Genomic DNA, 14,267 nt, shown 5'->3' on the forward strand with positions numbered 1-14,267 from the left:
TGTAGAGACAGTTCAGCTTGGCGCCGCCGAACACGCAATTGGCCGTCACCTCGGGCACCTTGACCTTGCCGATCAGCGTTCCGTCCGGATCGTAGCAATGGATGCCATCGGCGGCGCTGGTCCAGATGCGCCCGGCATCGTCGAGCCTGAAGCCGTCGAACAGGCCTGCGGTGCAGTCGGCGAAGACTTTTTCACCCGAGACCTTCTTGCCGCCCTCGCCGACATTGAATACCCGCATATGCGCCGGGTTCTGCGCGCCATGCGTGCGGCCGGTGTCGACGACATAGAGCTTGCTCTCGTCGAGCGAGAAAGCCAGCCCGTTCGGCCTGACCATGTCGGTGATGACAGCCTCGACATCGCCGGTACCGGGATCGACCCGGTAGACATGGCAGGCGCCGATCTCGCTCTCGGCCCTGTCGCCCTCGTAATCGGTGTCGATGCCGTAGGTTGGATCGGTGAACCAGATCGAGCCGTCCGACTTGACCACCACGTCATTGGGCGAATTCAGCCGCTTGCCCTTCCATTTGGCGGCAATGGTGGTGACCGAACCGTCGAACTCGGTGCGGCTGACGCGGCGCCCCGAATGCTCGCAGGTCACCAGCCGGCCTTGCCGGTCGACGGTGTTGCCGTTGGAATTGCCGCATGGCTGCCGAAACACGCTGACGCTGCCGTCGGTCTCGTCGTAACGCATCATGCGGTTGTTCGGGATGTCGGACCAGACGACATAGCGGCCGGCGGCGAACCAGGCCGGCCCTTCCGCCCATCGGCAGCCGGTGAAGAGCTTGTCCACTTGCGCATTGCCGTTGAACAGCCGCGAAAAACGCGGATCGAGAATTTCATAGTCGGCGGCGGCCATTCTTTCCTCCCGGTAACGTTGGCAATCCGGCGGCGATCAAGCCAGCAGGAGATCGATATGGCAAGGTCGGCGGCGATGACATTTCCGCAATTTGTAAGACAAAACGACAGGAACAGGCATTCCCATCATGGGAAGGGCAATGCGCCGGCGCCGGGGGTGGCGTTCAGGCGCCATTAACCGGCTATGCACACAGCGCAATGGTGCATTGCAACATCTTCTTTTTGCGATGCGCCATTCCTATGTCATGCTCCGTATCGATCAAGGGAGGAAGAAACCGGCCGCCAAAATGCGGCCCAGAAGGAAACTCGCTATGATCCTCGACAGCCTCTTGACCCGCGCCCGCAGCAGCATCGCCAAGCGCAAGAACTACAACCGCCTCGTCGCTGAAATCGACAGCTTCTCCAGCCGCGATCTGGCCGACATGCGCGCCGACCGCTCGGAAATGCTTTATCAGGTCCACAAGCAGATCTACGGCTAAGCCCACAACAAGCAGATCCGCGCGCTCCGAGACATTGCTGTTCCTCAACGGTAATGACGAGGGCGCGTGAAAACAGAAGCATTTGACGCGTCGGCGAGCAGCGAACGCTTGTCCTTCAATTGTCGACGCGCCCGAAAGCCGGCACCTCGCCGATGACGGTGCGCCGGTCCTTGCCGCAGGCGAAGGACCGTGCTTTCTCGTCGGCAAGCTTGCGCGCCTGATCGTTGGCGGCAGGATTTCCTGTAGCCAGCACCAGTGCGACCGTGCAGCCGTCGCGCGCATCCATTTGCGCGACCTTGGAGACGAGCAGCACGTCGGTGGGTTTCTTCTCGTCTTCCGGATTGCTGATCGAGCGGCGGTGAATGACCGCGAACGGCACCGCCTTGTCGCCGTCGGTCTCGATGCGCCACTCGATCCTGGCGCCTGAGGAATTGAAGCCGGAGAAACTTTCCCACACCGATGTCATGTCGCCGCCGGGCGGGAAACCATAAAACAGCGATTCGCGCGCATCGTCATAGGCGATCAGCACCGGGTATCCACGATAGCCCGAACAGGCGAGGTCGGCCCAGTCGCCATCGCCGTCCCCGGCTTGCGCATAGGTGACGCAGTCGTTCTTCCAGTCGAGATCGGTGTAGGCGCTCGATATCTCGCCGGCATGCGCTGCCTGGCAGACGCTGGCGAGAACGAGCGGAAGAACCAGGCTGCGCATCGCGGACATCTCCGTTGGAGGTCGCAGCAGCCTATCGCCAAATGCTATTTCTTCAAGCTCGCCTCGATCAGCAGATCGGCGTTTACGGCTACCGACGCCGCCGGGCCGCCGGCGCCGAACAACTGGCCGCTGATATAGGCGCCTTCGATCAGAAGCAGCAGACCGTCGCCCAGCGTGTCGGCGTCGGCGGCATTCATTGCGGCGGCCATGGCGCGCAGGCGGCGGCGCAGTTCCTGCTTGTTGTCCTCGCTCACCACGCGCGCCGGATGGCCGCGCTCGGGATATTCTACGGCCGCATTGGTCATGCCGCAGCCGCGATAGTCAGGCTTCTGCGTGCGCTTGCCGACGCGGGTCAGGAAGGCTCGGATTTGCGCGCGCGGATCGCCGGGATGGGCGTTCACCGCCTCGTCGAAGCGTTCCCAGAATTCGAGGTCGTATCGGCGCAGATAAGAGGCGGCCAATTCGTCCTTGGAGGGAAAGCTGCGATAGAGGCTGGGCTTGGTGACCCCGGCGCGCCGGACGATCTCGTCGACGCCGATCGCCCTGATGCCTCGCCGGTAGAACAGGTCGCGCGCCACGCCGAGTATCTTTTCCGCCGCCTTTGGCGGACCCGACGCGTGAGCGCTGCTGATGGACGGTTCAATTTTATTGTCTGGTGGCATTCGCGGTCTCGGTTGACACTGTTACCGATCGGTACGTATACATGTTTCCATCCTGCAACGTACCGGTCAGTAACATGCTAGCTCAATCCCGTCCATTTGGCCAGCACTACGCTTTCGTCGTGGTCGCCGTCATCTTTCTCTGCCTGCTGATCGCGGCCGGCCTGCGCTCCGCGCCAGCCGTCATGATGCTGCCGCTGGAGGAAAGTTTCGGCTGGCGGCGCGACGTGGTGTCGCTGGCTGCCGCGGTCGGCATCTTCCTCTACGGCCTGACCGGACCGTTTGCCGCCGCGCTGATGGAGCGGATCGGGCTGCGGTGCACGCTGCTTGCCGCGCTTGTCGTGATGTCGGCCTCCACCGCGCTCAGCCTGCTGATGACCAAGCCATGGCATCTGCTGATCACCTGGGGCGTGTTTTCCGGCGTCGGCTCCGGCGCGGTCGCCACCGTGCTCGGCGCCACCATCGTCAACCGCTGGTTCAAGACCAACCGCGGTCTCGTCATGGGCTTGATGTCGGCCTCCAGCGCCACCGGTCTGCTGGTCTTCCTGCCGCTGCTGGCCTCGCTGGCGCAGTCAGGCGGCTGGAAGCCGGTCGTCACCGCCATCTCCGTCGCAACGGCCTGTCTGGTGCCGCTGGTGCTGCTGCTGGTGCCGGAACGCCCGGCATCGATCGGCATGGTGCGCTATGGCGCGGAAGCCGACGACGTGCCGCCGGTACCGCCGGCGGCACAAGGCAATTTCCTGACCCACACGCTGACCACGCTGCGTCGCGCCGCCGGCACGCGCGTCTTCTGGTACCTGTTCGCCACCTTCTTCGTCTGCGGTTTCACCACCAACGGGCTGGTCGGCACGCATCTCATCGCATTTTGCGGCGACATGGGCATCAACGAGGTGCAGGCGGCTGGCCTGTTGTCGATGATGGGCATTTTCGACCTGATCGGCACCACGCTGTCGGGCTGGCTCACCGACCGTTTCGATCCGCGAAAGCTGCTCGGCGTCTACTATGCTATCCGCGGCTTGTCGCTGATCTATCTGCCCTATTCCGGCTTTTCGGCGACCAGCCTGATCATCTTCGCCGTGCTTTACGGTCTCGACTGGATCGCCACCGTGCCGCCGACGCTGCGGCTTGCCAACGAAGCCTTCGGCGATCGCAGCGGCCCGATCGTGTTCGGCTGGATCGTCGCGGGCCATCAGGTGGGCGCGGCAACCGCCGCTTTCTTCGGCGGCACCATGCGCGAACTGCAGGGCAATTACGAACTGGCCTTCCTGATCGCCGGCATGACCGCGATTGCCGCCGCCTGTATCTCGCTCCTGATCAACACCAGCCGGCCGGCGTTCGACCCGGAGCCGCAAGCGGCATAGTGCGCCTTCGAACGAGTGTGCCGTCGGTCAGATTGGCGATCTTTTCGATAAAGGGGAGATCGGCAGTTCGCCGACGGCGCGCAGCCGATCAGTCGGGATAGCAGACCAACGGGACGTTGGGCCAAACCGCGCTATCGCAATTGGCGCTTTGCTGCCTTTGCTTGAACGCCGCGCTGACCGGCCCCGTCACCACCGGATCGACGCCATCGGGCGCATCCGCAAAGACCTGTTCGGCGCTCGGGACATCGTTCGGCAGAGCGGGCCGCGCTTCCTTGAGCGTCGCCGCGGATTGAGCGGCGCCGGCGGCCAGCAGCACGGCGAGGGCCGCAGTTGCGAGAATCGGCCGAAATTTGACGACTGCATTGGTCATGGTGTTCGAACTGCCCGGGCCCGCAAAAGGTTCCCGCCTTGGTTAACAAAACCATTTCACATGGCGATGCTTAAGATTTGATGATTATTTGGTGGCGCGCTTCCTCTTTCGCAAATGCGAAAAACCCTGTATGAGCCGCGCAACACGAAAGAGGCGGCGCCTTTTGGCCTGCTGCCTGCAACGCTCCCGAGACCAGATCATGAACCTCCGCAATATCGCGATCATCGCGCACGTCGACCATGGAAAGACCACCCTTGTCGACCAGCTTCTGAAACAATCCGGCGCCTTCCGCGACAATCAGCGCGTCGCCGAACGCGCCATGGATTCCAACGACCTCGAAAAGGAACGCGGCATCACCATCCTGGCCAAGGCGACCTCGGTCGACTGGAAGGGCACCCGCGTCAACATCGTCGACACCCCCGGCCACGCCGATTTCGGCGGTGAGGTCGAGCGCATCCTGTCGATGGTGGATTCGGCGATCGTGCTGGTCGACGCCGCCGAAGGCCCGATGCCGCAGACCAAGTTCGTCGTCGGCAAGGCGCTCAAGGTCGGCTTGAAGCCCATCGTTGTCATCAACAAGATCGACCGGCCGGACGCCCGCCATGTCGAGGTGGTCAACGAGGTGTTCGACCTGTTTGCCGCGATCGACGCCACCGACGAGCAGCTCGACTTCCCGATCCTTTATGGTTCGGGGCGCGACGGCTGGGTCTCGGAAAATCCGGAAGGTCCCAAGGACCAGGGCCTGTCGCCGCTGTTCGACCTCGTCCTCAAGCATGTGCCCGCGCCGACCGTCCATCCCGGCCCGTTCCGCATGATCGGCACTATCCTGGAAGCCAATCCGTTCCTCGGCCGTATCATCACCGGCCGCATCGAGAGCGGAACGCTGAAGGCCAACCAGGCGGTCAAGGTGCTGCATCATGACGGCACCCAGATCGAAACCGGCCGCATCTCCAAGATACTGGCCTTCCGCGGCCTCGAGCGCCAGCCGATCGAGGAAGCGCAGGCGGGCGACATCGTCGCCATTGCCGGCCTGTCCAAAGGCACCGTCGCCGACACGTTCTGCGACCTGAGCGTGAGCGAGCCGCTGCACGCGCAGCCGATCGATCCGCCGACCGTGACCATGTCTTTCCTCGTCAACGATTCGCCGCTGGCCGGCACGGAAGGCGACAAGGTGACCAGCCGCGTCATCCGCGACCGCCTGCTGCGCGAAGCCGAGGGCAATGTCGCGCTCAAGATCGAGGAATCGCCTGACAAGGATTCCTTCTTCGTGTCGGGCCGTGGCGAATTGCAGCTTGCCGTGCTGATCGAGACCATGCGCCGCGAGGGCTTTGAAATCGCCGTGTCGCGGCCGCGCGTGGTCATGCAGAAGGGCGAGAACGGCGAATTGCTGGAGCCGGTCGAGGAAGTCGTCATCGACGTCGACGAGGAGCATGCCGGCGTCGTCGTGCAGAAAATGTCCGAGCGCAAGGCCGAGATGGTCGAATTGCGCCCCTCCGGCGGCAACCGCCAGCGCCTCGTCTTCCACGCGCCGACGCGCGGCCTGATCGGCTACCAGTCGGAACTCTTGACCGACACGCGCGGCACCGCCGTGATGAACCGGCTGTTCCATGCCTATGAGCCCTATAAGGGCGAACTGCCCGGCCGCACCAACGGCGTGCTGATCTCCAACGAGCAGGGTGAGTCCGTCGCCTACGCCATGTGGAACCTGGAGGATCGTGGCCCGATGGTCATCGATCCGGGCGTCAAGGTCTATCAGGGCATGATCATCGGCATCCACTCCCGCGACAACGACCTGGAAGTGAACGTGCTGAAGGGCAAGAAGCTGACCAACATCCGCGCCGCCGGCAAGGACGAGGCGGTCAAGCTGACACCGCCGATCCGCATGACGTTGGAGCGCGCGCTGGCCTGGATCCAGGACGACGAGCTGGTCGAGGTGACACCGAAGACCATCCGCCTGCGCAAGCTTTATCTGGATCCCAACGAGCGCAAGCGCTTCGAGAAATCGTCCAAGGCCGTCGGCGCCGCGTAATTTCTGCTTTCTGATCGTATCCGGGAGGGGCGGAGCACCAGGTGCTTCGCCCCTCTGCCGTTCATCCCCTGGCGGCAGATATGATGGCCTGCCGGCCGGGTTCGCCGGCCAGATCGACGCGGACCGTCGTCCCGTCGCGTGCCGGCTTGCGCAAAGCCTTGGCCCCGTCGCAATAGACAACCAACAGGCCTTTCTCCTCCAGGGCTTGAAGTCGCGACCGTGAGATGCCGAGTTCGTTGGCGAGCAAACGATCGAGCCGCAGCGATATCGGCATTTCGAGCCCGAGCCGGAGCTCCAGCACGCTTGCAGCTTCGCTTGTCCCGCCAAGCGCCGTCTTGTGCACGTCGACGTCGGGAAACTCCTCGACACGCCCACCTGGCCGCGCAGTGCGGTCACATCGAATGCATGGCGCCGGGCAAGTGCTGCATCGTTGCTCTCCAGCGCCCGCAGCAGCGCCGGCTCGATGTCGCGGCGGTTGCGGCGCTCAAAAATGCCGAAATTCCAGGAATTGTCGCAGTTGATACAACGATAGATCAGCCAGACGTCAATGCGCTTGCCGTAGGCGTTGACGCGGAACTTTCCGTTGCTGCGATAGGCTTTGATGCCGCCGCAGCGATTGCAGGTGATCAGGGGACGTGGTGCGGTTTGAGGCGCGACCGTCCAGCGGATGCGCAGAATAGAAGACATGCCGATATGCCCTTCCCGTCGGGAAGTTCATCAGGTCGGCAATGTCGAGATGCCCAGGCGGGCGCGGCGTGGCGGTAGGCTGCGGTTCTTGGGATCAGGCGTCGCGGCGCATGCGACAGCGGTTCAGCAGTGCCAAACCGGTCTCGAACCGCCGCCCAGAGGAACACATGAAATGGAAAAGGCACCGTTGTGGCGGCGCCATGCATTGTGTCGGGGGAGTTGACGAGACCGGCGGTTACGTAGGCAAACTGAAGCTCGAAATTGTTTCGCGGCGATCTATCTAGCCGCGAGATGCCGGGCCGGCAAGCATGTTGATGCTACCGAAGCTCGATCGCTTGCGCTAATGTCTGGCATTGCTAATGTCTGGCATTGAAGGTTTTCAAGCCGAGATCCTCGCCATGCACCTCACCTCGCTCCTGATCTTCGCCGCCGCGCTCTTCGTGGCCGCCGGTTCGCCGGGTCCTTCGATCGCGGCACTCGTCGCCCGCGTCATCGCCAAGGGATTTCGCGACGTGTTCCCGTTCCTGCTCGCCATGTGGATCGGCGAGGGCATCTGGCTGTCGCTGGCGGTGTTCGGGCTGGCGGTGGTGGCGCAGACTTTCCATTTCGCTTTCGTCATCGTCAAATGGGTCGGCGTCGCCTATCTCGCTTACCTCGCCTGGCAGATGTGGACCGCGCCTGTCGAAGCGAAAGAAGGCGAGATGCCGCGCGAGGACTCGCCCGGCAAACTGTTCTTCGCCGGCATGGCCGTGACGCTCGGCAACCCCAAGATCATGATGTTCTACCTGGCCTTGCTGCCGACCATCATCGACCTTGCTTCGGTGACGGTGGTTGGCTGGATCGAGCTGACGGCGACCATGGCGGTGGTGCTTGTTATCATCGACCTTGCCTGGGTGCTTGCCGCCGCCCAGGCGCGCAAGCTCCTGAAGAGCAAGCGCGCCATGAGAATTGCCAACCGCGTCAGCGCCACCACCATGGCCGGTGCAGCCGCGGCGATCGCGGCGCGCTCGTGACCGTCACATCATTTCGACGATCGGCGCGATCTCGACGCTGAAGGCCGGGTTCATCAGGATCGGGCAATCCCTGGCCTTGGCGACGGCATCGTCGATGTCACTGGCTTCCACGATCGTGTAGCCGGCGGTCGGGTTGCTGCCGCCATTGTTCTCGACCTTGCCGTCGGGCAGCACCGTCTTCGACATGCCGACCGGATTGCCGCCGTCGACCACGGCCGAGCCGAGCTTGCCGTACCAGCCGTTCCAGGCATCCATCGCGGCTTTGCGTTCGGCCTCCTCGGTCGGCATCTTGCCGGAGCCGTGATAGACATAGAGAAATTTCGCCATGTTCTCCTCCCTTGTTGGCGGCATCGAACCGGCATGCGGTCATGCCGCCCGGCGATCATCGGACCAAACCGGCAAACAAGCAATGAGAATGAGAGGTGGCTAATATATGAGCAGGTAGCCTGCTCGTCACCTTGCCATGGCGTGGTACTCGGGGTTCGGGCGCATATCGATTGCCGCCGCCACCCGGTTCGACATGTTGAAGAAGGCGGCCGTGGAGGCGATGTCCCAGATGTCGCGGTCGGTGAAGCCGGCCATACGCAGGGCCGCGCGGTCGGCTTCGACGATCTTGGCCGGCTCCTCTGTCAGCTTGACCGCGAATTCCAGCATCGCGACCTGCTTCGATGAAAGATCGGCGGCGCGGAAATTCATTACCATCATCTCGCCGAGCGAAGGGTCGCCCGACAGCTGCCGCACGGCGGCGCCATGCGCCGTCAGGCAGTAGTAGCAATGGTTGATGGAGGAGACAGCGACCGCGATCATCTCGCGCTCCAGCTTCGACAGGCCTGAATCGCCCAGCATCAGATCGTTGTACATGTCGGTGAAGGCACGCAGCTTCTTGTCGTCGAAGGCATAGGCGCGCAACACGTTGGGGACCAGGCCGAGCTTCTCCTCGCATTTGGCGAAATAGGTCCTGGTCGCATCGCTCAGCTCAGCGGCGGCGAGATCGAGCGCGGTGATCTTGTCGGTCATGGGCATTCCTCCTCGTTTGTCGCCGGCTGCCGCCGAATTGCGATAATTCTTGGCACGCCGTCAAACCTTTGTCGCCAAATAGCGGTCATCTGCTACAGATGTCCGCAAAAGCATACGACGGGAGGAAAGAAGCGTCATGGCCAGCGTGAAATCGGCGAGCAGGTCGAAGAAGAAAGCCACGGCGATGCCGAAGACGCAGGAAAGGCCGGCCAGGCTTGCCGACTACCTGCTCGCCCGCGCGCCGGCGGAAGACATTGCCGCCTATGAGGTGGCCGACCTCGAACGCGCCGCGGATCTCGCCGGCCGCGCGGTCGCCGGTCACAAGAAGGGCGCGTGCGCCGTCGCCGTCGACACCGATTCCGGCGTCGTTCGCGAGGGCCGACCCGTCACGATCGTCACCGTCGTCAACGACAATATGCCTTTCCTGTTCGATTCCATACTCGGCGAGATCACCGAGAGTGCCGGCGAGCCGACCCTGGTCACCCATCCCGTCATCACCGTCCGCCATGGCAAGGACGGCGTCGAGGAAATTCTCGGCGACGGCAATTTCGCCAGGGACGACGGCAGCCACGACCGGCTGAGCGTCATCCATGTCCATATTCCCCGGCTGACCCCGGAGCAGGCGAACGGCTTGGCAGAGCGGCTGCGCAAGATCCTCGGCCAGGTCCATTCAGCCGTCAGCGACTGGAAGCCGATGCTGGCCCGCCTCGACCAGGCGATCTCGGAGTTCCGCTATTCGGCGGTGCCGCTGGACAAGAAGAGCGTGGCCGAGGCGATCGCCTTCCTGGAGTGGCTGCGCGACGACAATTTCACTTTCCTCGGCATGCGCGAATTCACATATGTCGGCGGCGAGGAAAGCGGCACGCTGGAGCGTGCCGACAAGCCTGGCCTGGGCATATTGTCCGACCTGGACGTGCTGGTGCTGCGGCGCGGCACCGAAGCGGTGACGACAACGCCGGAGATTCGAGCCTTCCTGCATGGGCCGGAGCCGCTGATCGTCACCAAGGCCAATGCCAAGTCTTCCGTGCACCGGCGCATCTATCTCGATTATATCGGCATCAAGACCTACACCGCCAAGGGCGCGCTGGCGGGCGAACTGCGCATTGTCGGCCTGTTCACGTCGACCGCCTACACGCGCTCGGTGATGAAGATCCCCTATCTCAGGTCGAAGGCCGAAACCGTCATCGCCAAATCCGGTTTCGACCGGCACGACCATTCCGGCAAGGCGCTGATCAACGTGCTGGAGAGCTATCCGCGCGACGAGCTGTTCCAGGTGCCGGTGCCCATCCTGAGGAAGCATGCCGCGGCCATTCTGGGCCTCGTCGAGAGGCCGCGCGTGCGGGCACTGGTGCGCGCCGACCAGTTCGACCGCTTCGTCTCCATTCTCGTCTTCGTGCCGCGCGACCGTTACGACAGCGTCGTGCGCGAGAAGGTCGGCACCTACCTCAAGACGGTGTTCGAAGGCCGGCTGTCGGCCTACTACCCGGCCTTCCCGGAAGGCGGGCTGGCGCGTGTGCATTTCATCATCGGCCGCTCCGGCGGCAAGACGCCGAAGGTCGAACAGGCGACGATCGAGGCGGCGATCCGCGACATCGTGCGCACCTGGGAGGATGCCCTTTCCGAGGCGGCGGAAACCAGCGGCAGCGACCCGGCGCTGAAGAGGATCGCGGCACGATTTCCGGAAAGCTACCGGGACTCCTTCAGCGCCGGTGTGGCGCTGGTCGATGCCGGGCGTATCGCCAAGATCAGCGCCAGCAATCCGATCGCCATCGATTACTATCGCCATGCCGAGCAGAAGCCGCATCAGGCGGCGCTGAAAATCTATCACCATGGCAGCCCGGTGGCGCTGTCGCGGCGCGTGCCGGTGCTGGAAAACATCGGTTTCCGCGTCATCAGCGAGCGCACCTTCGAGGTCGGTGACGACAAGGCCGGGAATAGCGGCCAGCCCGGCATGATCGATAGTGATCAGCCCGGCACCGTGTTCATCCACGACATGGAGCTGGAGAACAGCTACGGAAAGCCGATCGACCTCAGCAATGGCGGCGCGCTGTTCGAGGACGCATTCCTGTCGGTGTGGCGCGGCGACGTCGACAATGACGGCTACAACGGCCTTGCCCAGACCGCAGGCCTGTGGTCGGGCGAAATCACCATCCTGCGCGCCTATGGTCGCTATTTGCAGCAGGCCGGAATCCCGCAGAGCCAGGATTTCATCGCCGCGGCCCTCAACCGCTATCCCGAGATCGCACGCGGCCTGCACGCGCTGTTCATCGCCCGGCTCGGGCCGACGGCCGAGACGGAAGGCGTGGTGGCGGCAAAGCATCTCAAGGCCAAGATCAGGGACGCACTGGAAGACGTTCCCAACATCGATGACGACGCCATCATCCGCCGCTACCTCAATCTCATCGAAGCCTCGCTGCGCACCAATCATTTCGTTGCCGATACGAAAGCCAAGGGCCAGTCGCTGGCGATCAAACTCGATTCGCGTTCGGTCGACGGATTGCCCGAGCCGCGACCGTGGCGGGAAATCTTCGTCTACGGCTCTGAGGTCGAGGGCGTGCATCTGCGCTTCGGTCCGGTGGCGCGCGGCGGCCTGCGCTGGTCGGACCGCGCCCAGGATTACCGCACCGAGGTGCTCGGCCTGGTCAAGGCACAGCAGGTCAAGAACGCGGTCATCGTGCCGGTCGGCGCCAAGGGCGGGTTCTATCCGAAGAAGCTGCCGATGAGCGCCGGCCGCGACGCCATCTTCGAAGCCGGCACATCGGCCTACAAGAACTTCGTTTCCAGCCTTTTGTCGATCACCGACAATATCGGCCTCGACGGCGTCATCCCGCCGGCCGGCGTTGTCAGGCGCGACCAGGACGATCCCTATTTCGTCGTTGCCGCCGACAAGGGCACGGCAACTTTCTCGGACACCGCCAACGCCATCAGTGAAAGCCATGGCTTCTGGCTTGACGATGCCTTCGCCAGCGGCGGTTCGGCCGGGTACGACCATAAGAAGATGGGCATCACCGCCAAGGGCGCGTGGGAGGCGGTCAAGCGGCATTTCCGCGAGATGAACCGCGACATCCAGACCACGCCCTTCTCCGTCGTCGGGGTGGGCGACATGTCGGGCGACGTGTTCGGCAACGGCATGCTGTTGTCACCGAAGACAAGGCTGATCGCAGCCTTCGACCACCGCGACATCTTCATCGATCCCGATCCCGACATGGCGGCATCGATGGCCGAGCGCCAGCGCATGTTCGCTCTTCCCCGTTCGAGCTGGCAGGACTACGACAAGAGCAAGCTCTCCGAGGGCGGCGTCATCGTCTCGCGCGGCCAGAAATCGATCACCTTGCCGGCCGCCGCTGCTGCTGCGATCGGCCTCAACAAGACGACCGCCACGCCGGTCGAGATCATGAGCGCCATCCTCAAGGCGCCCGTCGACCTCTTGTGGTTCGGCGGCATCGGCACGTATTTGCGGGCCTCGACCGAGACCAACGCCGAGGTCGGTGATCGCGCCAACGACGCCGTCCGCATCACCGCGCTCGACGTGCGCGCCAAGGTGATCGGCGAGGGCGCCAATCTCGGGGTGACGCAGCGCGCGCGCATCGAATTCGGCATGAATGGCGGGCGTTGCAATTCCGACGCCATCGACAATTCGGGCGGGGTCAACTGTTCCGACGTCGAGGTCAATATCAAGATCGCGCTGGCGTCCGCCATGCGCAAAGGGTCGTTGACCCGGCCTGCGCGCGACAAGCTTCTCGCCGAGATGACCGGCGAGGTCGGCGAGCTGGTCCTGTCCAACAACTACCAGCAGACGCTGGCGCTCTCCATCGCCCGCAAGCGCGGCCTCGCCGACATCGCCCACCAGGCCCGCTTCATGTCGGCGCTGGAAGCGCGCGGCCTGCTCGACCGCACGGTCGAGACGTTGCCTTCGCCGACGGCCCTTGCCGAGCGCGAGGCGCGCGGCGAGCCGCTGACCAGGGCCGAGCTCGGCGTGCTGCTCGCCTATGCCAAGATCGTGCTGTTTTCCGACATCGTCGCAAGCGACGTGCCTGACGAGCCGCATTTCGACCGCGACCTGATGGGTTATTTCCCCGACCGGATGGCGAAGAAATATGCCGCCGAGATCCACGGCCATCGCCTGCGCCGCGAGATCATCGCCCGCGTCGTCGCCAATGAGCTGGTCAACCGCGGCGGTCCCTCCTTCGTCAACCGGTTGCGGGAAGCGACGGGGCGCACCGCCGCCGACGTGGTGCGCACCTTCGCCGTGGTGCGCGACGGCTTTGCCTTGCCGGCGCTTTACCGCGAGATCGACGCGCTCGACAATCAGATCGACGGCCAGATGCAGCTCGATCTCTACCAGGCGGTCAGCCGGCTGATCTACGTGACCAGCGGCTGGTACTTGAAGAACGACGCCGGCACGGCGCCGCTTGCCCAGCGCATCGCCGAATTGCAGGAGGCCCGCAAGGCGCTGGAGCCGAAACTCGTTTCGCTGCTCCCCGATTATTCGCGCGAACGGATCGACGAGAAGCGGCATGGACTGTTCAAGGCCGGGGCGCCGGACAGGCTGGCAGCGCAACTGGCGCTGGCCGATGTGGCGGAGCTGATCCCCGACATCGCGCTGACGGCGCGAACGGCAGGCGCCGACATCGTCGCCGCGGCGAAGGCCTTCTTCGCGGTCAGCGACGCCTTCCGTATTCCGCGCGTCGAGGAGGCGGCCCGCTCCATCACACCGGCGGACTATTACGACCAGCTCGCCCTGTCGCGCGCCACCGACACGATCGGGACCGCGCGGCGCGGCATCGCGGTGGCGGCACTCGTGAACCACGCCGGGGCAGCCGACCCGGTGGCGGCGTGGCTGGAGGCCGGCGGGGAGAGGATCGGCCGCACCCGCGAACGGCTGCAGGCGCTGACCGAGGGCGGCGACATCACCGTGTCGCGGCTGTCGGTGGCATCGGGCCTGATGAGCGATCTGACGGGGATGTGAGCCATCGCCTGACTTACCCTCGCCTAGGCGGGGAGGCGGCGCCGGCCCTCACCCGGACCTTCGGTCCGACCGTCGCACAAGGGGCATAGGGTTGGCGCCCTTGCTCCGTTAATCTGAAT

General features: G+C 64.0%; 11 protein-coding genes and 1 pseudogene. 5 read left to right on the forward strand and 7 right to left on the reverse strand.

Translation table 11 applies throughout. The annotated features are described in order from the left end of the window. Positions 1–856, reverse strand: an 856-nt coding sequence (locus FJ946_RS26940; RefSeq protein ID WP_140732298.1) for an SMP-30/gluconolactonase/LRE family protein, incomplete at its 3' end; no start/stop codon positions are given. 310 nt (positions 857–1,166) lie between these two features. Here FJ946_RS26940 and FJ946_RS26945 point away from each other — a divergent pair. Next, complete coding sequence (locus FJ946_RS26945) at positions 1,167–1,334, forward strand: hypothetical protein (protein ID WP_140492852.1); 168 nt, start codon at positions 1,167–1,169, stop codon at positions 1,332–1,334. A 115-nt stretch (positions 1,335–1,449) separates the two neighbouring features. Here FJ946_RS26945 and FJ946_RS26950 read toward each other — a convergent pair whose 3' ends face one another. After that, positions 1,450–2,043, reverse strand: coding sequence for a hypothetical protein (locus FJ946_RS26950; RefSeq protein ID WP_140554860.1), 594 nt, complete (start codon positions 2,041–2,043; stop codon positions 1,450–1,452). Positions 2,044–2,087: 44 nt separating this feature from the next. After that, positions 2,088–2,705, reverse strand: a complete 618-nt coding sequence (locus FJ946_RS26955; RefSeq protein WP_140566696.1) for a TetR/AcrR family transcriptional regulator — start codon at positions 2,703–2,705, stop codon at positions 2,088–2,090. A 74-nt stretch (positions 2,706–2,779) separates the two neighbouring features. On the opposite strand from FJ946_RS26955, the gene FJ946_RS26960 reads away from it, so the two are divergent. Beyond that, positions 2,780–4,063, forward strand: coding sequence for an MFS transporter (locus tag FJ946_RS26960; RefSeq protein WP_181167600.1), 1,284 nt, complete (start codon positions 2,780–2,782; stop codon positions 4,061–4,063). An 88-nt stretch (positions 4,064–4,151) separates the two neighbouring features. Here FJ946_RS26960 and FJ946_RS26965 read toward each other — a convergent pair whose 3' ends face one another. After that, positions 4,152–4,379: a hypothetical protein gene (locus FJ946_RS26965; protein WP_246671789.1), complete on the reverse strand. Its 228-nt coding sequence runs from the start codon at positions 4,377–4,379 to the stop codon at positions 4,152–4,154. Between the two features lie 253 nt (positions 4,380–4,632). Here FJ946_RS26965 and typA point away from each other — a divergent pair, with 253 nt between their 5' ends. Continuing rightward, positions 4,633–6,462 (forward strand): translational GTPase TypA, encoded by a 1,830-nt coding sequence (typA, locus tag FJ946_RS26970; protein WP_140566702.1) that lies wholly within the window; start codon positions 4,633–4,635, stop codon positions 6,460–6,462. A 61-nt stretch (positions 6,463–6,523) separates the two neighbouring features. On the opposite strand, the pseudogene FJ946_RS26975 reads toward typA, so the two are convergent. Beyond that, positions 6,524–7,149: pseudogene (locus FJ946_RS26975) on the reverse strand (DUF1062 domain-containing protein). A gap of 398 nt (positions 7,150–7,547) precedes the next feature. Here FJ946_RS26975 and FJ946_RS26980 point away from each other — a divergent pair. Beyond that, entirely contained in the window at positions 7,548–8,162 is a 615-nt protein-coding gene (locus FJ946_RS26980) for a LysE family translocator (RefSeq protein WP_140493494.1), read from the forward strand. Between the two features lie 3 nt (positions 8,163–8,165). On the opposite strand, the gene FJ946_RS26985 is transcribed toward FJ946_RS26980, so the two are convergent. Together FJ946_RS26985 and FJ946_RS26990 are read right to left on the reverse strand one after the other, a co-directional pair. After that, the gene (locus tag FJ946_RS26985) at positions 8,166–8,489 is read right to left on the reverse strand and encodes a YciI family protein (protein WP_140566705.1); all 324 of its coding nucleotides are present in this window, start codon (positions 8,487–8,489) and stop codon (positions 8,166–8,168) included. A 126-nt stretch (positions 8,490–8,615) separates the two neighbouring features. After that, a complete protein-coding gene (locus tag FJ946_RS26990) occupies positions 8,616–9,179 on the reverse strand; it encodes a peroxidase-related enzyme (RefSeq protein WP_140518063.1) in 564 nt (187 codons plus the stop codon). A gap of 136 nt (positions 9,180–9,315) precedes the next feature. Between FJ946_RS26990 and FJ946_RS26995 the strand changes: the two genes are divergently transcribed. Then, positions 9,316–14,148 carry an NAD-glutamate dehydrogenase gene (locus FJ946_RS26995; RefSeq protein ID WP_140566708.1) on the forward strand — a complete coding sequence of 1,611 codons (4,833 nt, stop codon included), beginning with the start codon at positions 9,316–9,318 and terminating at the stop codon, positions 14,146–14,148. Positions 14,149–14,267 lie beyond the last annotated feature (119 nt).

Source organism: Mesorhizobium sp. B2-4-7, assembly GCF_006442685.1.
GTDB lineage: Bacteria > Pseudomonadota > Alphaproteobacteria > Rhizobiales > Rhizobiaceae > Mesorhizobium.

What these genes read in the sequence shown, in the direction of transcription:
- FJ946_RS26945 (WP_140492852.1), top strand. Translation starts at nt 1,167, where the DNA reads ATGATCCTCGACAGCCTCTTGACCCGCGCCCGCAGCAGCATCGCCAAG.
- FJ946_RS26950 (WP_140554860.1), bottom strand. Translation starts at nt 2,043, where the DNA reads ATGCGCAGCCTGGTTCTTCCGCTCGTTCTCGCCAGCGTCTGCCAGGCA.
- FJ946_RS26955 (WP_140566696.1), bottom strand. Translation starts at nt 2,705, where the DNA reads ATGCCACCAGACAATAAAATTGAACCGTCCATCAGCAGCGCTCACGCG.
- FJ946_RS26960 (WP_181167600.1), top strand. Translation starts at nt 2,780, where the DNA reads ATGCTAGCTCAATCCCGTCCATTTGGCCAGCACTACGCTTTCGTCGTG.
- typA (WP_140566702.1), top strand. Translation starts at nt 4,633, where the DNA reads ATGAACCTCCGCAATATCGCGATCATCGCGCACGTCGACCATGGAAAG.
- FJ946_RS26980 (WP_140493494.1), top strand. Translation starts at nt 7,548, where the DNA reads ATGCACCTCACCTCGCTCCTGATCTTCGCCGCCGCGCTCTTCGTGGCC.
- FJ946_RS26985 (WP_140566705.1), bottom strand. Translation starts at nt 8,489, where the DNA reads ATGGCGAAATTTCTCTATGTCTATCACGGCTCCGGCAAGATGCCGACC.
- FJ946_RS26990 (WP_140518063.1), bottom strand. Translation starts at nt 9,179, where the DNA reads ATGACCGACAAGATCACCGCGCTCGATCTCGCCGCCGCTGAGCTGAGC.
- FJ946_RS26995 (WP_140566708.1), top strand. Translation starts at nt 9,316, where the DNA reads ATGGCCAGCGTGAAATCGGCGAGCAGGTCGAAGAAGAAAGCCACGGCG.